Here is a 17,065-nt window from a genome sequence, read left to right on the forward strand (position 1 = left end):
TCTCCCGAGTTCTTAGGCTTGGCTAGGCTAACGCAGCTTAACCGTGGGACAGGGGACGAGTCGTGGAGCATCGGGGACGCTGGCTGGGCCTGTCCTGCGTGGCACTGCTGGCCGTCCTCGTCGCGAGCGTCGCGCTCGGCGCGCGGGCCATCCCGCTCGACGTCGTGTGGCAGGCGATCACGGCGCCCACCGGCAGCGAGACCGACATCGTGATCCGCTCGCTACGCGTGCCCCGCACGGTCCTGGGGCTGCTGGTCGGCCTCGCCCTCGGCGCGGCGGGCGCGCTCATGCAGGGACACACCCGCAACCCGCTCGCCGACCCCGGCCTGCTCGGCGTCAACCAGGGCGCGGCCTTCGCCGTCGTCCTCGCGGTCGTGACGCTGGACGTGCACAACCTGTACGCCTACGTCTGGTTCGGTTTCGCCGGGGCACTCGTCGCCAGCGTCGTCGTGTTCACGCTCGGCTCGGTGGGTGGCCGCGGCTCGACGCCCGTCACGCTCGCGCTGGCCGGTGCGGCGGTGTCGGCGCTGCTGCACGGGCTGGTGGCGACGATGGTGCTCGCCGACCGGCAGGGCATGGAGACCTACCGCTTCTGGCATGTCGGGTCCATCGCCGGGCGCGACTACACCACCGCGACGCAGATCCTGCCGTTCCTGCTGGTGGGCCTGGTCCTCGCGGTGGCGAACGCGCCGGGCATGAACACGCTCGCGCTCGGCACCGACGTCGCCACCGCACTGGGCCAGCGGGTGCGCTGGACCCGCGCGGTCGGCGTTCTGGCGATCACGCTGCTGACCGGCGCGGCTGTCGCCGCGTGCGGGCCGATCGCGTTCCTCGGCCTGGTCGTTCCGCACGTCGCCAGGGCCGTCACCGGCCCGGACTACCGCTGGCTGGTGCCGTTCTCCGCGGTGCTCGGCGCGGTCCTGCTGCTGTCCGCCGACGTGCTGGGCCGGGTGGTGAGCGGTGACACCTTCGAGGTCGGCATCCTGCTGGCCCTGATCGGCGCGCCCGCGTTCATCGTCCTGGTCCGGCGGAAGGGCATGGTGCGCCTGTGAAGACGTCGCTGCCGGGCCGCAGGGTCCTCGCCGCCGGACCGTTCGCGTGGACGTTCCGCCCGAGAGTCATCGTCGTGGTGGTCGTCGCGCTGGCGCTGCTGGTACTCGTCGCGTCGCTCAACATCACGCTCGGGACGTCCCGCATCGGGCTCGGCGACGTACTGCGCACGCTGGTGGGCGGCGGTACCCGGCGCGAGGCGGCGATCGTGTTCGACCTGCGCATGCCCCGCACCCTGACCGGCATCCTGGTCGGTGCGGCGTTCGGCCTGTCCGGCGCGTTGTTCCAGACCATCGCCCGTAACCCGCTGGCCAGCCCAGACGTCCTCGGCATCACCTGGGGCGCGGGTGTCGGCGCGGTCGCGGTGATCACGCTGTCCGGCAACTACGGCCAGATCAGCGGCCTGGCCGGGGCGCTCGGCGTGCCGCTGGCCGGGCTGATCGGCGGGCTGCTCGCCGGGATCGCGCTGTACGTCCTGTCCTGGCGCCGCGGTCTCGACGGCTACCGCATGGTGCTGATCGGCATCGGCATCTCGGCGGTCGGCTACAACGTCACCTACTGGCTGCTGACCGTCGGCGATGTCGACGACGCCGCCCGCGCGACGACCTGGCTCGTCGGCAACCTCGGTGACGTCGGCTGGGAGGCCGTCGGGCCGGTGCTGCTGGCACTGGCCGTGCTCGTGCCGATCACGCTGGTGTGCGGACGGACCGTCGGCGGACTCCAGTTCGGCGACGAGACCTCTCGCGGCCTCGGCATCCGGGTGGACGCCGCCCGTGGTGGCTTGCTGCTGCTGGCCGCCGGGCTGGCCGCCGTCGCCACCGCCGCGTCCGGTCCGATCGCGTTCGTCGCGCTGGCGACGCCACAGATCGCCTTGCGGCTGACCAGGTCCGCCCAGCCGCCGCTGTTTGGCTCGCTGGTGCTGGGCGCCCTGCTCACCGTGACGGCCGACCTGCTGGTCCGCGTCCTGCCCGGCGCGGCCGATCTGCCGGTCGGCGTACTGACCGCCGTGCTCGGCGCGCCGTACCTGATCTTCCTGTTCGTCCGCACGCGCCGGGAGGCCACCGCATGAGACTCGAAGCCAGGGCGCTGCGCCTCGGCTACGGCGACCGGACCGTGGTCGACGGCCTCGATCTGGAGGTCCTGACCGGGCAGGTCACCGCCATCATCGGCCCGAACGGTTGCGGCAAATCGACCCTGCTGCGTGGGCTGGGCAGGCTGCTCGCGCCGAAGGACGGCGCGGTGCTGCTGGACGGCAAGCGCATCGACCGGATGCCGACGCGGGAGGTGGCGAAGAGCGTCGGCCTGCTGCCGCAGGCACCGGTCGCGCCGGAGGGACTGACCGTCGCCGACCTGGTCAGCCGCGGCAGGCACCCGCACCAGGCGTGGTACCGGCAGTGGACCTCGTCCGACGAGGACGCCGTCACCGCCGCACTGCGGATGACCGGCATGGAGCCGTTCGCCGAACGGGCCGTCGATCAGCTCTCTGGCGGCCAGCGGCAACGGGCGTGGATCTCGATGACGCTCGCCCAGGACACCGGCCTGCTGCTGCTCGACGAGCCGATCACCTACCTCGACCTGGCTCACCAGATCGACGTGCTCGACCTGGTCTACCGGCTGCACGCCGAACGCGGCACCACGGTGGTGATGGTGCTGCACGACCTCAACCTCGCCGCCCGCTACGCGCAGGTGCTGGTCGCCATGCGGGACGGGAAGGTCGTCGCCGAGGGGGCGCCCGCCGACGTGCTCACCGAGAGCCTGCTCGACGAGGTGTTCGGGCTGAACGCGAGGGTGCTCGACGATCCCGTCTCCGGTACGCCCCTTGTGGTTCCGGTGAGTGCGCACCTGGCGCCGGGCGAGTAGGCCCGGCGCCAGGTTTCGCTCACTGCTTGCGGCGGTACAGGAACGCCGTCAGCGAACCGAACACGACGGTCAGCACCGCGCACCACAGCAGGACCAGCCCGATCTGGCCGGCCGTGGCCGTCCCGTGGACCAGGCCGCGTACGGCCGTCGCGGCGTGGCTGACCGGGTTGACCTCCACGATGGCCCGCATCCAGCCGGGCATGGTGGCAGGCGGGGCGAAGATGTTGCTGATGAACGTCATCGGGAACAGCACCATCATGCTCGTGCCGCTCACCGACTCCGGCGTGCGGACCACCAGCGCGACCGCGGTGAAGATCCAGCCGACGCTGAACGCGAACAGCAGCAGCACCAGCCCGGCCAGCAGGATCCCGGTCAGCCCGGCACCGGCCCGGAACCCGAGCACCATGCCGAACCCGACGAGGATCGCCATCGTGATCACGAACCGGGTGACGTCCCCGGCGAGCGCGCCGACCAGTGCCGACGGCTGCCAGATCGGCAGCGTCCGGAACCGGTCGAAGATGCCCTTGGTGACGTCGTGGTTGAGCGACGCTCCGGTGTAGACACTCATCAGGATGATGTTCTGCACCAGGATTCCCGGCAGCAGGAACTGCAGGTAGTCGCCGGTCGATCCGGCGATGGCCCCGCCGAACAGGAAGTTGAACATGATCAGGCCGATGATCGGCATGAACAGCACGTCCAGCAGCTGCTCGGGAGCGTGCCTGAAAGAGATCATCGCCCGCCAGGCGAACGTCCCGACCGAGGACAGCACGCTGGGCCGCGGCGGGCGTTCCCGCTCGGTGAGCACCCGCTGCAGTGCCGCTTTCGAGGTGGTGGCTGGGGTTTCGATCACGGTGGTCATCAGGCGGCTTCCTCCGATTCGGTCGCGGTGTGTCCGGTCAGGGCGAGGAAAACCTCGTCGAGGCTGGGCTGTGCGAGGGAGAAGGCGGCGACGGAGATGCCGGCGCCGGTGAGGACGGCCAGTGCGTTCGCGGCCCGCTCGTCGTCGTGGGCCGACGCCGAGAGGGCCACCGGGTCGGACTCGGGGCGGACGGTCGTGTCGAGTGCCCGGGACAGCACGGTGATCGCCTCGTCCCTGCGCCCGGCGTCCCGTAGCCGGACGTGCAGGACGCTGGCGCCGACCGAGGACTTCAGCTCGCCGACCGTGCCCTCGGCGATGACCTTGCCGGTCTCGATCACGGCGATCCGGTCGGCCAGCTGGTCGGCCTCCTCCAGGTACTGGGTGGTGAGCAGGACCGTCGTCCCGGTGCCGATCACCGCCCGCACGATCTCCCAGACCTGGTTGCGGCTGCGGGGATCCAGGCCGGTGGTCGGTTCGTCGAGGAACAGCAGGTCCGGTGTCACCACGATGCTCGCCGCGGTGTCCAGCCGCCGGTACATCCCGCCGGAGTAGGTCTTGGCCTGCCTGTGGGCGGCCTCGGTGAGCTCGAACGCCTCGAGCAGGTCGTCGGCCCGCCGTTTGGCGGCCGCGCGGGAGTAACCGAGCAGCCTGCCCAGCATGACCAGGTTCTCGAACCCGGTCATGCCCTGGTCGACGGCCGCGAACTGGCCGGTCAGCCCGATGCGGCTGCGGACCGCGTCCGCCTCGGTGCGGATGTCGTGGCCGAACACCGTCGCCGTGCCGGCGTCCGGCTTGAGCAGGGTGGCGAGCATGCGGATGGTGGTCGTCTTGCCGGCCCCGTTCGGGCCGAGGACGCCGTAGACGACGCCCTGCGGGACGGTCAGGTCGACGCCGTCGACCGCTCGTTTCTTGCCGAAGTTCTTCACCAGTCCCGAAGCTGAGATGGCATGGGTGTACTGCTTGTCCAATGTGGACACATTCGCTCCCGGAGAAGGCATGGGTCTAGCGCGGAAGGCACTCGGTTTGAGGCCGGGATTTCCGGCCGGATTCGAAGATACCCCCCGATTCCGGAATCGCAAAATATGCGAATCACGATTCGCGTTTCGCTGACCTGCGGTTATGTGGCCATGTATCCGTACGGTGACGGCAAGGCGGCGAATCGTGCCATGCCATAACAACCCGCCTGATCGAAGCGAGTTGTGTGGCATGAGAAGAGTGCTGATCGCCCTTGCCGCCGGCGTGCTGTTGTCCGCGTGTGGAATGTCGGGCCAGGACCCCGGGGCACCGGCAACGAGAACGGTGATCTCGCAGGTCACTGTCACCCAGTCGCCGACGTCGGTGACGACTTCACCGACGACCACCACGTCGGCGCCGGTCGTGACGGAGTTGCTGGATCCGCCTGATCCGCCGCCTGCTCCGACTCCGAAGAAGAAGGCCACGACGCCCAAGGAGGAACCGGCGAGCGTCTACTACAAGAACTGCACCGAGGCGCGGAAGGCCGGTGCGGCACCGGTGTACCGGGGCGACCCCGGCTACGCCCCGCACCTGGACCGCGACGACGACGGCGTCGGCTGCGAGTGACGGATCGCCTCAGAACTCGACGGACACTGTGTCAACGTCGCGGAAGGGCGCCATCGACGCGGCCTCCCGCTCGAGCGCCTCCCGGGTGCGGCGGGGCAGATCGGCCGCCGTCTCGACGCGGACGGTCAGCCGCCTGCCCTGCTTGCGTGGCCGCCACACACCGGCGAACTCGCCCCGGTCCAGCACTACGCCGGGGTTGCCGGAGAACCGCCACACCCGCTGGTGCCACGCCTTGTCCGGCACTACCGTCGCCTTGTCCTTCGTGGCCAGGTACGGGTCGTAGGGCGGGAGCAGCCGGACGCCGTCCGGCTCCGGTGGATCACGCAGCAGGTCGGCGTCGACGGCCCAGCAGCGGCGGCCCGCGTAGTCGACCTCGGTCAACTCGCCGGCCACCAGGGCCCACGACCGTTCGGCGAACGCGGGTGACGCACCGGTCCACCACGCGAACGCGCCCGGGCCCGCCGGACCGTGACAGCGCAGGAACCGCCTGACCAGCTCGGCGCGGGCGTCGTCGTTGTGCGGCAACGGTTTTCCCAGCCACTCCCGGGTGGAGGTGAACCGGGCCGGTGAGGTCTCCGGGACGAAACACACGGTCGCGGACAGACCGGCGACGTAGAGCGCGAAGCGCACGAGGCTCTCGCCGTGGGTGTTGGACCGCAGGCCGTCCGGGGAGTCCCACACCTTCTTCGGCGAGATCTCCGGGCGGACCAGCTTCGCCAGCCGTTGCCCCAGCTCGTCCTTGGTCGGCGTGCCGTCGAGTGCGTCCGGCAACGCGTCGAGGGTGAGCCGGACGGCGGTGCTCGCGTCGAGCCCGAACTTCGTCAGGTGGTCACGCGCGCCCTGGATGAACCGCGCACACGACTCCTCGTCGTCGGGCCGCAGGCCCGCGGTGAACACGGCGGCGTCGGTGGTCGGCACCACGTGCGGCGCGCCACGCAGGCTCCACACCTGGATCAGGTCCTTGCTGTCGAGCAGCGCGGCCGAGACGTCCCCGGGCGTGAGCCCGTCCAGTCGCGTGTGGAGGGTCAGTGCCGCCGAGCCCGGCGGCGTGTGCTGCACGCCCGCCCGGCCTGCCGCGGCGAGCAACTCCCCGGCGGGTGCCCGGCGGTGCAGTCCGTGCGCCGCCAGCCGAGCTCGTACGACCTGTCTCCGATCGACCCGCACCCCCTCACGTTAGGCGGCGAAGAACGTCTTCGCCTGGGTCATCACCTCGGTGTCGGCCTCGACGCGGCCCGGCCTGCTGCCGATGCCGACCAGCATGCCACCCCAGCGCATGTGCAGGTAGGAGGCCGTCTGCCGGAGCACGCCGACCAGCGGGTCGGCCATCTTCCTCGGCTCGGCGAGCACCGAGACGCCCCACAACGTCTTGCCTGCCATGTGGCGCTTGAAGTCGATGTCGTCGCGCTCCATCCAGGCGGTCCAGTGATCCAGGTACAGCTTGGTCGTCGCGGACACGCTGTACCAGTAGACCGGCGACGCGATCACCAGGTCGGTCGCCGACAGTGTCGCGTCCAGCAGGACCTTCGCGTTGCCCTCGGGTTCGGGGTAGTCGAGGCCGGCGTGCCGGATGTCGGCGAACGGCGGCAGCGGCAGGTCGTCGAGGTGCAGCCATTCCTGGCGCACGTCGTTCGGTAGCTGCAGTGCGGCCTCCCTGGCCAGTTTCTCGGTGTTGCCGTCCCGCCGGGCGCTGCCCAGTACGAACAGGAACTTCCGCTCGCTCATCGTGTGCTCCTCTCGTTCAGGCGACGATTAAGTGCATGTACATGCAGATAATGCGTGTGCAGGTATGCTGTGTCAAGTGAGCACCGAGACGGTGGCCTGGAAGCGCCTGCTGGCGTTGCACAACCGGGTCGAACACGAGCTGGCCAGGGTCGTGCGCCGGCATGGTCTCGGGCTGACCGAGTTCAGGGCGCTCGACGCACTGGTCAACTCCGCGAGCGGCAGCTTGCGCATCCAGGAACTCGCCGGGGCGATCGGGCTCGACCAGAGTTCGGTCAGCAGGCTGGTAGCGCGGCTGGAGCGCGACGAGTTGAGCGAGCGGGACATCTGCGAGGACGACCGGCGCGGCGTCTACACCGCGATCACCGAGCACGGCCGGTCTCGCCACGCCGAAGCCGAGCCGGACTACGCCGCGGCGCTGAAGCGCGCGCTGGACGAGGTCCACGGCGACCCGGAGCTGACCCCGATAGTCACCGCGCTGCGTGGCTGACCCGCGGACGTTGCCGTGAAGGGGGCCCTCACGGCATCAGACGCTGTGAGGGCCCCCTTCACGGCATGGGCCCTAGCCGACGTCGCGCCTGCGGAACGCCGCGAGTCCTGCGACCAGCGCGACGGCGGCGATCGCCGACAGCCACAGCAGCGGCGGCGCGGTGACGTCACCGCCGGGCACCTTGGGGATGTGCGAGAACGGCGAGATGTTCAGGAACGCCTCGCTCAGCCCCAGGATCGGGCCGAACAACGTGAGCAGCACGCACCCGATCGCCACCGCCCAGGCGAGGATCGTGTACTTCGGCAGCACGCCGAACAGCACCATGGCGACCCCGATGACCACCCAGATCGCAGGCAGCTGGACCAGCGTGCCGCCGAAGACGTCGGCGACGGTGCCCCAGAGGTCCCCCACGCGCAAGCCGTGCCCGGCACCCATGGCGAACCCGGCGACCGCCGTCACGAACACCGGGCCGAGCAACGCGAACGTCAGGTGGCTGAGCGTCCAGCGCAGCCTGCTCACCCGGGTGGCCAGCAGCGGCTCGGCACGCACCGCGGTCTCCTCGGACCGCATGCGCAGCACGGCCTGCACGCCGTAGATCGCGGTCACCATGCCGAACATGCCGGTCATCGTGGCCAGGAACGCGTCGATGATGCCGCTGGAGCCGCCGAGCTTCTCGAACATCTGCCTGGTCTGCTCGCTGGCGCCGACGATCCCGCCGATTCCGTTGGCGATCGACCCGAACGTCGCGCCGACGACCGCCATGCCGACCGTCCAGCCGATCAGCGCCCCGCGGTGCAGGCGCCAGGCGAGTGCGAGCGGGCTGCTCAGGCTGCTGGCGGCCGCCGAAGGGCCCGGTCGCGGCGGCAGGATGCCGGTGCCGAGATCACGGCGGGGCAGCAGGGAGTACGCGACGGCGGCGAGCACGAGCGTCAGCACGACCGGCAGTGCCAGTACCCACCAGCGTTCACCGGCGTACGGCCGGATCTGCTGGGCCCAGCCGACCGGCGAGAGCCAGGACAGCCAGGTCACGTCGGTCGTCGAGTCGCCGACCGCCCGCAGCAGGAACGCCGCGCCCAGCACGGTCGCGCCGATTCCGTTGGCGGTACGCGAGTACTCGGCGACCTGGACGGCGACGGCGGCGACCGCGGTGAACACCAGGCCCGCTGCCGCTGTCGACAGGCCGAACGCCCACGAACCCGCCGCGGGCAGGCCCGTGCCGACGAGCGAACCCGCCTGCGCGAAGCCGACGATCAGGCTGGTCCCGCCGCTGACGACGATCGCGGCGGTCAGTGCCGCGTACCGGCCGAGCACGCCCGCGCTGAGCAGTTCCAGCCGTCCGGTGTCCTCCTCGGCCCTGGTATGCCTGGTGACGGTGAACACCGCCATCAGCCCGATGAACACGGCCAGGAAGCTGCCCATGCGCCAGGCGGTGAAGCCGCCGGCCGTGGACAGGTCGAACGCCGGGCCGTAGACGACGGCGACCGACGGGTTCGCCCCGAGCGTCGCCGACAGCATCTCCCGCTCGGCGGGGTTGGGGTAGAGCTGGTCGTAGGCGCCCGCGCTGCCCGCCGGCGTGAAGCTGAGCAGCAGGATCCACAACGGCAGGATGACGCGGTCCCTGCGCAGGGCGAGCCGGACCAGCTGCCAGGTGCCGGTCAGGTTGCCCGTCCGCTGCGCGGCGTGGTGCGCGGGGCGGTCGAGCGTCGCGGTCATTTCGCCGCCGCCTCGGTGTAGTGGCGGAGGAACAGCTCCTCCAGCGTCGGCGGCTGGCTGGTCAGGCTGCGCACGCCGACCTGGGTCAGCTGCCGCAGCGCCTCGTCCAGCGAGTGGGTCTCGACGTCGAACCGGACCCGGTTGCCGTCGATGCGCAGGTCGTGGATGTCCCGCAGGCCGGACAGGCCGTTGGGTGCCCCGGCCAGCTCCGCGGTGATCGACGTGCGGGTGAGGTGCCGCAGGTCGGCCAGCGTCCCGGTCTCGACCGTGCGCCCGTTGCGGATGATGCTCACCCGGTCGCACAGCGCCTCGACCTCGGCGAGGATGTGACTGGACAGCAGCACGGTGCGGCCCTGCTCGCGTTCTTCCTGGATGGCGTACTGGAACGTGGCCTCCATGAGCGGGTCGAGGCCGGAGGTCGGCTCGTCCAGGATCAGCAGGTCCACATTGGACGCGAGTGCCGCGACGATGGCGACCTTCTGCCGGTTGCCCTTGGAGTAGGTGCGCCCCTTCTTCTTGGGGTCCAGCTCGAAGCGCTCGATGAGTTCCTTGCGGCGGCGCTGGTCCAGCCCGCCACGCAGCCGGCCGAGCAGGTCGATGACCTCGCCGCCGGAGAGATTCGGCCACAGGTTGACGTCGCCGGGTACGTAGGCCAGCCGCCGGTGCAGGCTCGCCGCGTCCTTCCACGGGTCGCCGCCGAGCAGGCGGACGGCGCCGGAGTCGGCACGCAGGAGTCCGAGCAGAACGCGGACGGTGGTCGACTTGCCCGCGCCGTTGGGCCCCAGAAACCCGTGTACTTCGCCGGTGGCGACGTTGAGGTCAAGGCCGTCGAGGGCCTTGGTCCGGCCGAACGATTTGTGCAGGCCGGAGATGGCGATGGCGTTGTCCATGGCCTCAAGCTACGCTCAATTTACAAAGTTGTGAAGTTAAGAAAATGTATGGATGGGGTGACCCTCGCCGCCCCGCCCGGAGAGGATGATCGTCATGTCGAGCAGGCCACAGTCCCAGCGTGATCCAGCCGCCGCGCGGAAGTTCGTGGAGGACTTCGCGCTGATCCTCCACCAGGCCGGTATGCAGCGCATGCCGTCCCGTGTGCTCAGCGCGTTGCTGGTCAGCGAGACCGGCAGCATGACGGCGGGTGACATCGCCGAGTCCCTTCAGATCAGCCCGGCAGCCGTGTCCGGCGCCGTGCGCTACCTCGCCCAGGTTGGTCTCGTGCGGCGCACCCGTGAGCCGGGTGAGCGCCGGGACCACTACGTGATCGGTGACGATTCCTGGTACGAGGTGCTCAGCCACAAGGACCGCGTGTACCGGCACCTCGCGGAGGTGCTGGAGCGGGGCGCGGCCTCGGTCGGCGAGGACAGCGAGGCGGGCAGGCGGCTGGCCGAGACCCGCGAGTTCTTCGCCTATCTCGGCAAGGAGATCCCCATGCTCATCGACCGCTGGCGCGAGATGCGCGCGCAGGAGCGATGACCAGCGGCGCGACGAGCGTTCCCGCCAGCGTCTCCAGTTCCGCCCTGCGCGGCGTCGTTCCCCCGAAGGCGATGAGGAAGCCCTGCTGGAAGCAGGCACCGAGCAGCAGCGACGCGATCGCCCTCGGCTCGTCGCCCGCCCGCAGCCTGCCCAGCCGCTGTTCGGTGCTCAGGTAACGCGCCAGTACGTCGATCACGTGGCTGGGATCGCGGCCCAGTTCGCCGAGCCTGGTCCGGTGCGCGTCGAGTAGTTCCCGGGAGGAGAACACCGACGCGGCCATCGGGAAGGTGTCGGCGTAGAACTCCATGGCGGCCACCGCGACCCTGGTCAGGTTGGCCCGCAACGTCGCCCCGGTGGGGTTGTCGACGAGTTCGACCAGCGTCGTGAGCAGGCCGGGCGACTGCTCGGCCAGCACGGTGGTGAAGATCTCCGTCTTGTCGCGGAAGTGCTTGTACAGCGCCGCTTCGGAGTAGCCGGCCGCGCGGGCGATCTCCTTGGTGGTCGCGCGGGCGAAACCCTGCTCGCGCAGGACCCGCGCGGCGGCCTCGACGATCTTCGCCCTGGTGTCCATCGGCTCTCCCGCTTGACGGGTGGGTGAGTGCTTACCCACTATAGTTGGTGAGTGTTCACTAACCGAGGAGGCGGACGATGCGGGTGACGGTCTTCGGCGCGACCGGTGGGGTCGGCGTCCAGGTCGTGCGGCAGGCACTCGACGCGGGGCACGACGTCACGGCCGTCGTCCGCGACCCGGCGCGGCTGGACGCCGGCCCGCACGACCGCCTCGAGGTGCTGACCGCCGACGTCATGGACCCGGCCGCGATCGAACCGGCGGTGGCCGGCCGGGACGCCGTGTTCTGCTCGCTGGGGCCACGGGGGAGCGGGCCGACGACGGTGGTCACCGACGGCGTGCGGTCCATCGTCACCGCCATGCGGGCGGCAGGCACCCGGCGGCTGCTGGTGGTGACCGCGAGCGGGTTCCACACCGAGGGCGACGGGGTGCTGGTCCGGGGCGTGCTCAAGCCGCTCGTCGGCAGGATGCTGCGGCACCAGTTCGCTGACATGGCGCGGGCCGAGCGGGTCGTGGAGGACAGCGGGCTGGACTGGACCATCGTCTGCCCGCCGCGGCTGCGGGACAAGCCGTACACCGGCCGCGTGCGCAGCCGGGTCGGCGCCAACGTCCGCGGCGGGTTCAGCATCCGCCGCCCCGACGTCGCCGCCTACCTCCTGCGCGCGGCCGCGGACACGTCCCTGGTCGGCAAGCCCGTCTTCATCGCCGCCGCCTGACGGCCGTCACGAGGTCCGGAGGGCCTCCAGTGCGGCGCGCAACGGGCCGTCGGGGGGCACCGGACGGCGGGTCGAGCGGTTGACGAAGACGTGCACGAAGTGCCCCTCCGCCACCGGGTCCCCCTCGGGCGCGGAGTCCGCCGACCGGTAGATGCCGATCTCGTACCGCACGCTGGACCGGCCGAGATGGCCCACCCGCAGCCCCACGGCGAGCACGTCCGGGAACGCGACCGACCCGTGGTAGTTGCAGTGTGACTCCACACACAACCCGATGACCTCGCCGTGCTCGATGTCCAGCTCGCCACGCTCGATCAGCCAGCGGTTGATCACCGTGTCCATCAGCGAGTAGTGGACGACGTTGTTGACGTGCCCGTACACGTCGTTGTCCTTCCACCGGGTCGGCATCAGCTCCCAGTGCGGGTAAAGCGAAGCGGTCACGGAGAACACCGTAGGCCCGGACAGGGCCGAAAGCCCTATGCCGCACGTGCCCGGAGCTGTCATGCTGCTACGGCGGGAAATGACCGTACACGTGTACGATATTTCGCGCGATGGGGGACGGGAAGGGTGACGCCACATGGGCTCGACCGTCGCGCGGCAGGTCGTACGGATCTTGGCCGATGCGAGGGTCAGGCGCGCCTACGCCGTCCCCGGTGAGTCCTTTCTCGACCTCTTCGACGCCCTGCACACCGAACCCCGGATGACCGTGGTGTCCACTCGGCACGAGGCCGGCGCGGCGTTCATGGCCGAGGCGGACGCGAAACTACGCGGAACGCCCGCGCTCGCACTCGCCGGGCGTGGCCCGGGGGCGTCGAACCTGGCCATCGGTGTCCACACGGCACACCAGGACGAGACGCCGATGATCGTGCTGCTCGGGCAGGTCGCGTCCGCCAACCTCGGATCGGACGCGCTGCAGGAGGTCGACCTCGCGGCGATGTACCAGCCGCTGGCGAAGTGGACCCGGCAGGCGAGTTCGGCCGACGAGGTGCCCGGGCTGGTCCTGGAGGCCCTGCGGGTGGCGACGACCGGCCGCAAGGGACCCGCCGTCCTCGCCGTGCCGAGTGACTTCTGGACGGCCAGGGTGGACAGTCCCAAGCCGGAGCCGGAACGCGAGGTGCGCCCCGGCGGGGTCCGCAGGCTGGCCGCGGAGATCGGCAAGCTGGTCGACGACTCCCGCTATCCGGCCGTGATCGCGGGTGGCGGCGTGCGCGAAGCGCGTTCGGCGCTGATCGAGGTCGCCGAGCATCTCGGATTCGCGGTGTACAACGCCTTCAGCCGCCAGGACGCTTTTCCCGAAGATCATTCGCATTACGCCGGGCATCTCGGGCCCGGCGTCTCCGACGATCAGCTGATCGCGTTGCAGCAGGCGGATCTCGTGCTGGCGCTGGGTACCCGCCTCGACGAGGTGACCACCCGCAACTACCGGTTCCCCGCCGCCACCCAGCCGCTGGTCATGGTCGGCGGTGTCCGGCCGGGACCACGCAGGCGCGGCCTGACCTTCCACGTGGACGCCGACATCGGCGAGTTCCTCACCGAGCTGCGGGTTGCCGCCTCCCCGCGCAAGCGCAACCTGGTCGTGGCCAGCCAGGCCGTCCGCGACTTCATGACCCCGCCGCCCCGAGGGCGCTCCGGTCCCGTTCACCCCGCCGACGTCGTACGGACGCTGCGGGAACTGGCGCCGGACGACACCATCGTCGCCAACGACGCGGGCAACTTCGCCGCGTTCGTGCACCGCTACTGGTGCTTCACCCGGCCCCGCACGCAACTCGGGCCGTGCAACGGCGCGATGGGCTACGCCGTTCCCGCCGCGCTGGCGGCGAAACTCGCCGAACCGCAGCGGACGGTCGTCGCCATGGTCGGCGACGGCGGCGCGCTGATGACCGGCCAGGAAGTGGAAACCGCGGTCCGCCACCGCGCGCCGATCGTCGTGGTCGTGTTCCAGAACGGCCTGTACGGCGCCATCGCCATGCATCAGGCCCGGGTGCACGGCAGGCTGTCGTCGGTGGCGGTCGGCACGATCGACTTCGCCTCGTGGGCCCGCGGGCTCGGCGCCGCCGGCTACACCGTCAACGACCTGGAGGAGCTGGAACCGGCCCTGGCCAGCGCGCTGGTCCGGCAGCGGCCGTGCGTGATCGACGTCCGCACCGACCCGGACGTCCTCAGCCCGGACACCCGGCTGAGCCAGATGCTGCGGCCGGCCGACCCCGACGGGTGACGGGCGACATTTTCGCTGGCTTCCACCCGTGATCGGTGATTCACTGTGCGCGGTCCCTTCGGACCCGGGGCGCCGGACGGCGTCCCGTTGTTTTGCGTATGGAGATAGTTGATGACCCAGGGAACAGTGAAGTGGTTCAACTCCGAGAAGGGGTTCGGCTTCATCACTCCTGACAACGGAGGCGGCGACGTCTTCGTGCACTATTCGGAGATCAAGGGCGCCGGCTTCAAGAGCCTTGAGGAGAACGCCCGCGTGGAGTTCGAGATCGCACAGGGACAGAAGGGGCCGCAGGCCACCGCCGTTTCCGTGATCTAGCGGGCACGCAGACTTTTTCCCTGAACGGGGCCGCCACCGGCGGCCCCGTTTTCAGTTTCCGGGGCGCGCCGACACAGGCTGCTTCTCTGACGGCGGGTATCTCCGATACGTTCTCCCCCGTGTTGTTACGGGGTGGGAGGATCGATCGATGACGAGCACCGTGCAGCGGCCACCGGCTCCGGCCGCGCCCGCTCCGGCGCCGCCGGAGGAGCGCACCGGTCTCGCCGGGCTGCTCGGCCTGCCGGCCGCGGCCGTGCGCGCGATCGTGCGATCGGCCGCGACCACGCCGGGCAGGCTGTCCGTCATCGCCGTCGGGCTGGTGCTGTTGTCGCTGCTCACCGGCATCGTCGGGGCGTTCGCCTTCCAGGACCGCAAGGACATCATCGGTGGGCTGACCGACCACCGGGAACCGCTGGCGGCGGCCGCGCAGCAGGTCTACCGGTCGCTGTCCGACGCCGACGCGACGGCCGCGAGCGCGTTCCTCTCCACCGGCACCGAGCCTCCCGCGCTGCGGGAACGCTACGAGGTCGACATCGCGCAGGCGGGTGCCGCGCTGGCCAAGGCGGCAGCCGACTCCGGCGGTGTCGCCGAGGCGGCGGCGCAGGTCGACATGCTCAACCAGCAGGTTCCGGTCTACACCGGCCTGGTCGAGACCGCCCGGGCCAACAACCGGCTCGGCTACCCCGCGGGTGCCTCCTACCTGCGCGAGGCGTCGGAACTGATGCGGGCGAAAATCCTGCCCGCCGCGCACGAGCTGTACCGCATCGACACCGAGCGGCTGCTGGCCGAGCAGGACGAGGCCACCGACATCCCGTGGCTGACCGGGGTGCTCGTGCTCGCCCTGATCGCCGCGCTCGTCGCCACCCAGCTCTACCTGAAGCGCCGCACGAACCGGGTGCTCAACATCGGCCTGGTCGTGGCGACCGCGGCCGTCGTACTGGCGTTGCTGTGGGGAGCGGTGGCGGTCGTCGTGCAGAGCATCGGGGTCAGCGCCGGTGGCGACTCCGGGACCAGGCGGGTCGACCTCGCCGTCAAGGCCAGGATCGCCGCGCTGCAGGCCCGCGCCGACGAGACGCTGACCCTGGTCGCCCGCGGCGACGGCGGCAAGTACGAGGCCGAGTTCAAGGAGCTGGCCGTCCAGCTGAGCGGGCAGGACGGCAACGGCGGCTACCTCGGCGAGCTGCGCAGCGTCGCCGCCGAGTACGGCGCTACCACCGAGGTGGACTCGGCCATCGCCAACGCCAAGGCCTGGCTGGCCGCCCACGCCAAGCTGCGGGAGAACGACGACAACGGCGCCTACGACGAGGCGGTCACGCTGGCCATCGACGAGAAGGCCGAGGGCAGCGCGGCAGCCGCGTTCTTCCGGCTGGACAACGACCTGGTGACGGCCATCAACGGGGGGCGGCAGGCGTTCCTCGACGAGACGTCGGCCGCTGACGGCGCGCTGACCGCGCTGGCCCCCGGCTTCGCGGTGCTCTGTGTGATCGCCGCGGCCGGTGCGACGATGGGGATCAGGGAACGCCTGATGGAGTACCGGTGATGACTGTGCGGTGGAAACGAGTTGCCGTGCTCGGCCTGGTCGCCGGGCTGCTGACGGCATGCGGCAGCGCGGGCAAGCCGGTGGACCCGGCACCGGTGGAGCGGGTCGAACGGCCGCTGCCAGCCGGGGTGGTCGTCGGCGACCGGCCGCCGCCCGCCGCCGCCGGCACCGACTGCAACGCCACGGCCAGCCTCGCGCCGCAGGGCACCGGGGTCACCCCGGGGTCGACGATGAACGCCATCCGCCAGCGCGGAAAGCTGATCGTCGGCGTGGACCAGACCACCTACCTGTTCGGCTTCCGCAACCCGACGTCGGGCCAGCTGGAGGGCTTCGACATCGACATCGCCAACGAGATCGCCAAGGCGATCTTCGGGACGGCCGACGGCAAGGTGCAGTACATGGCCATCCCGTCGTCGCGGCGGGAGCAGGTGCTGGAGAACAAGCTCGCGGACGTCGTCGTGCGGACCTACAGCATCACCTGCGAACGGCTGAAGAAGGTCGCGTTCTCCACCGAGTACTACACCGCGGGGCAGCGGGTCCTCGCGCCGAAGGTCGCCGGGGTGAAGTCGCTGGCCGACCTGAAGGACAAGAAGGTCTGCGCCACCAAGACGTCGACCTCGCTGCGCAAGCTCGCGTCCGACCCCGCCGGGGTGGTGCCGGTGTCGGTGGAGAACTGGTCGGACTGCCTGCTGTTGTTGCAGCAGGGGCAGGTGGACGCCGTGTCGACCGACGACACCATCCTGGCCGGCATGGCGGCGCAGGACCCGACGACGGAGGTCGTCGGCGAGCGGTTCACCGTCGAGTCCTACGGCGTGGGTGTGCCGAAGGAGAACGAGGACATGGTGCGGTTCGTCAACGCCGTCCTCGAACAGGTCCGCGGCTCGGCCTGGCAGACCAGCTACAACAAGTGGATCGCGCCGCACCTCGGTCCCGGCACGCCACCGGCGCCGAAGTACAAGTAGGGGGCTT

Annotated in this window: 19 protein-coding genes; 11 read left to right on the forward strand and 8 right to left on the reverse strand. The window is 70.6% G+C overall.

Going from position 1 to position 17,065, the window contains the following annotated elements:
- The first annotated feature begins 62 nt into the window (after nt 1–62).
- From EWH70_RS05640 to EWH70_RS05650, 3 genes are read left to right on the forward strand one after another with little or no spacing between them, the layout of a single operon-like run.
- Nucleotides 63–1,052: a FecCD family ABC transporter permease gene (locus EWH70_RS05640; RefSeq protein WP_130474144.1), complete on the forward strand. Its 990-nt coding sequence runs from the start codon at nt 63–65 to the stop codon at nt 1,050–1,052.
- Nucleotides 1,049–2,119: a FecCD family ABC transporter permease gene (locus EWH70_RS05645; RefSeq protein ID WP_240686810.1), complete on the forward strand. Its 1,071-nt coding sequence runs from the start codon at nt 1,049–1,051 to the stop codon at nt 2,117–2,119. Before EWH70_RS05640 ends, EWH70_RS05645 begins: the two co-directional genes overlap by 4 nt.
- Nucleotides 2,116–2,910 carry an ABC transporter ATP-binding protein gene (locus tag EWH70_RS05650; RefSeq protein ID WP_130474145.1) on the forward strand — a complete coding sequence of 265 codons (795 nt, stop codon included), beginning with the start codon at nt 2,116–2,118 and terminating at the stop codon, nt 2,908–2,910. The genes EWH70_RS05645 and EWH70_RS05650 overlap by 4 nt, the downstream gene beginning before the upstream one ends.
- A gap of 19 nt (nt 2,911–2,929) precedes the next feature.
- Here EWH70_RS05650 and EWH70_RS05655 read toward each other — a convergent pair whose 3' ends face one another.
- A complete protein-coding gene (locus tag EWH70_RS05655) occupies nt 2,930–3,769 on the reverse strand; it encodes an ABC transporter permease (RefSeq protein WP_130474146.1) in 840 nt (279 codons plus the stop codon).
- Nucleotides 3,769–4,767, reverse strand: a complete 999-nt coding sequence (locus EWH70_RS05660; protein ID WP_130474147.1) for an ATP-binding cassette domain-containing protein — start codon at nt 4,765–4,767, stop codon at nt 3,769–3,771. The genes EWH70_RS05655 and EWH70_RS05660 overlap by 1 nt, the downstream gene beginning before the upstream one ends.
- 208 nt (nt 4,768–4,975) lie before the next feature.
- Here EWH70_RS05660 and EWH70_RS35775 point away from each other — a divergent pair, with 208 nt between their 5' ends.
- Entirely contained in the window at nt 4,976–5,350 is a 375-nt protein-coding gene (locus EWH70_RS35775; RefSeq protein ID WP_240686811.1) for an excalibur calcium-binding domain-containing protein, read from the forward strand.
- Between the two features lie 9 nt (nt 5,351–5,359).
- On the opposite strand, the gene EWH70_RS05670 is transcribed toward EWH70_RS35775, so the two are convergent.
- Together EWH70_RS05670 and EWH70_RS05675 are read right to left on the reverse strand one after the other, a co-directional pair.
- A complete protein-coding gene (locus EWH70_RS05670) occupies nt 5,360–6,514 on the reverse strand; it encodes a winged helix DNA-binding domain-containing protein (RefSeq protein WP_130474148.1) in 1,155 nt (384 codons plus the stop codon).
- Nucleotides 6,515–6,523: 9 nt separating this feature from the next.
- A complete protein-coding gene (locus EWH70_RS05675; RefSeq protein ID WP_130474149.1) occupies nt 6,524–7,072 on the reverse strand; it encodes a flavodoxin family protein in 549 nt (182 codons plus the stop codon).
- A 76-nt stretch (nt 7,073–7,148) separates the two neighbouring features.
- Here EWH70_RS05675 and EWH70_RS05680 point away from each other — a divergent pair, with 76 nt between their 5' ends.
- The gene (locus EWH70_RS05680; RefSeq protein WP_165436155.1) at nt 7,149–7,559 is read left to right on the forward strand and encodes a MarR family winged helix-turn-helix transcriptional regulator; all 411 of its coding nucleotides are present in this window, start codon (nt 7,149–7,151) and stop codon (nt 7,557–7,559) included.
- 72 nt (nt 7,560–7,631) lie between these two features.
- Here EWH70_RS05680 and EWH70_RS05685 read toward each other — a convergent pair whose 3' ends face one another.
- Both EWH70_RS05685 and EWH70_RS05690 read right to left on the reverse strand, forming a co-directional pair.
- The gene (locus EWH70_RS05685; protein WP_130474151.1) at nt 7,632–9,272 is read right to left on the reverse strand and encodes an ABC transporter permease; all 1,641 of its coding nucleotides are present in this window, start codon (nt 9,270–9,272) and stop codon (nt 7,632–7,634) included.
- On the reverse strand, nt 9,269–10,162 hold the full coding sequence (locus tag EWH70_RS05690) for an ABC transporter ATP-binding protein (protein ID WP_130474152.1): 894 nt from the start codon (nt 10,160–10,162) through the stop codon (nt 9,269–9,271). The genes EWH70_RS05685 and EWH70_RS05690 overlap by 4 nt, the downstream gene beginning before the upstream one ends.
- 94 nt (nt 10,163–10,256) lie before the next feature.
- Between EWH70_RS05690 and EWH70_RS05695 the strand changes: the two genes are divergently transcribed.
- Nucleotides 10,257–10,745, forward strand: coding sequence for a GbsR/MarR family transcriptional regulator (locus tag EWH70_RS05695; protein ID WP_130474153.1), 489 nt, complete (start codon nt 10,257–10,259; stop codon nt 10,743–10,745).
- On the opposite strand, the gene EWH70_RS05700 is transcribed toward EWH70_RS05695, so the two are convergent.
- Entirely contained in the window at nt 10,705–11,316 is a 612-nt protein-coding gene (locus EWH70_RS05700) for a TetR/AcrR family transcriptional regulator (protein ID WP_130474154.1), read from the reverse strand. The genes EWH70_RS05695 and EWH70_RS05700 overlap by 41 nt on opposite strands.
- A 77-nt stretch (nt 11,317–11,393) precedes the next feature.
- Here EWH70_RS05700 and EWH70_RS05705 point away from each other — a divergent pair, with 77 nt between their 5' ends.
- A complete protein-coding gene (locus EWH70_RS05705) occupies nt 11,394–12,029 on the forward strand; it encodes an NAD(P)-dependent oxidoreductase (RefSeq protein ID WP_130474155.1) in 636 nt (211 codons plus the stop codon).
- Nucleotides 12,030–12,035: 6 nt separating this feature from the next.
- Here EWH70_RS05705 and EWH70_RS05710 read toward each other — a convergent pair whose 3' ends face one another.
- Entirely contained in the window at nt 12,036–12,434 is a 399-nt protein-coding gene (locus EWH70_RS05710; RefSeq protein ID WP_240686830.1) for an acyl-CoA thioesterase, read from the reverse strand.
- A 169-nt stretch (nt 12,435–12,603) separates the two neighbouring features.
- On the opposite strand from EWH70_RS05710, the gene EWH70_RS05715 reads away from it, so the two are divergent.
- From EWH70_RS05715 to EWH70_RS05730, 4 genes are all read left to right on the forward strand, one after another.
- On the forward strand, nt 12,604–14,241 hold the full coding sequence (locus tag EWH70_RS05715; protein ID WP_130474157.1) for a thiamine pyrophosphate-dependent enzyme: 1,638 nt from the start codon (nt 12,604–12,606) through the stop codon (nt 14,239–14,241).
- Between the two features lie 111 nt (nt 14,242–14,352).
- Nucleotides 14,353–14,556 (forward strand): cold-shock protein, encoded by a 204-nt coding sequence (locus tag EWH70_RS05720; protein WP_130474158.1) that lies wholly within the window; start codon nt 14,353–14,355, stop codon nt 14,554–14,556.
- Nucleotides 14,557–14,704: 148 nt separating this feature from the next.
- Nucleotides 14,705–16,096: a hypothetical protein gene (locus tag EWH70_RS05725; RefSeq protein ID WP_130474159.1), complete on the forward strand. Its 1,392-nt coding sequence runs from the start codon at nt 14,705–14,707 to the stop codon at nt 16,094–16,096.
- Complete coding sequence (locus EWH70_RS05730) at nt 16,096–17,058, forward strand: glutamate ABC transporter substrate-binding protein (RefSeq protein ID WP_130474267.1); 963 nt, start codon at nt 16,096–16,098, stop codon at nt 17,056–17,058. The genes EWH70_RS05725 and EWH70_RS05730 overlap by 1 nt, the downstream gene beginning before the upstream one ends.
- The last annotated feature ends 7 nt before the right edge of the window (nt 17,059–17,065 follow it).

This window comes from Amycolatopsis suaedae, from assembly GCF_004214935.1.
In the GTDB taxonomy this organism is placed as follows: domain Bacteria; phylum Actinomycetota; class Actinomycetes; order Mycobacteriales; family Pseudonocardiaceae; genus Amycolatopsis; species Amycolatopsis suaedae.

Bases quoted from the DNA above. Each gene is read 5' to 3' on its own strand.
- EWH70_RS05660 (WP_130474147.1), bottom strand. From the start codon at position 4,767: ATGCCTTCTCCGGGAGCGAATGTGTCCACATTGGACAAGCAGTACACC.
- EWH70_RS05715 (WP_130474157.1), top strand. From the start codon at position 12,604: ATGGGCTCGACCGTCGCGCGGCAGGTCGTACGGATCTTGGCCGATGCG.
- EWH70_RS05725 (WP_130474159.1), top strand. From the start codon at position 14,705: ATGACGAGCACCGTGCAGCGGCCACCGGCTCCGGCCGCGCCCGCTCCG.
- EWH70_RS05700 (WP_130474154.1), bottom strand. From the start codon at position 11,316: ATGGACACCAGGGCGAAGATCGTCGAGGCCGCCGCGCGGGTCCTGCGC.
- EWH70_RS05690 (WP_130474152.1), bottom strand. From the start codon at position 10,162: ATGGACAACGCCATCGCCATCTCCGGCCTGCACAAATCGTTCGGCCGG.
- EWH70_RS05720 (WP_130474158.1), top strand. From the start codon at position 14,353: ATGACCCAGGGAACAGTGAAGTGGTTCAACTCCGAGAAGGGGTTCGGC.
- EWH70_RS05730 (WP_130474267.1), top strand. From the start codon at position 16,096: ATGACTGTGCGGTGGAAACGAGTTGCCGTGCTCGGCCTGGTCGCCGGG.
- EWH70_RS05655 (WP_130474146.1), bottom strand. From the start codon at position 3,769: ATGACCACCGTGATCGAAACCCCAGCCACCACCTCGAAAGCGGCACTG.
- EWH70_RS35775 (WP_240686811.1), top strand. From the start codon at position 4,976: ATGAGAAGAGTGCTGATCGCCCTTGCCGCCGGCGTGCTGTTGTCCGCG.
- EWH70_RS05650 (WP_130474145.1), top strand. From the start codon at position 2,116: ATGAGACTCGAAGCCAGGGCGCTGCGCCTCGGCTACGGCGACCGGACC.
- EWH70_RS05705 (WP_130474155.1), top strand. From the start codon at position 11,394: ATGCGGGTGACGGTCTTCGGCGCGACCGGTGGGGTCGGCGTCCAGGTC.
- EWH70_RS05685 (WP_130474151.1), bottom strand. From the start codon at position 9,272: ATGACCGCGACGCTCGACCGCCCCGCGCACCACGCCGCGCAGCGGACG.
- EWH70_RS05710 (WP_240686830.1), bottom strand. From the start codon at position 12,434: ATGCCGACCCGGTGGAAGGACAACGACGTGTACGGGCACGTCAACAAC.
- EWH70_RS05695 (WP_130474153.1), top strand. From the start codon at position 10,257: ATGTCGAGCAGGCCACAGTCCCAGCGTGATCCAGCCGCCGCGCGGAAG.
- EWH70_RS05675 (WP_130474149.1), bottom strand. From the start codon at position 7,072: ATGAGCGAGCGGAAGTTCCTGTTCGTACTGGGCAGCGCCCGGCGGGAC.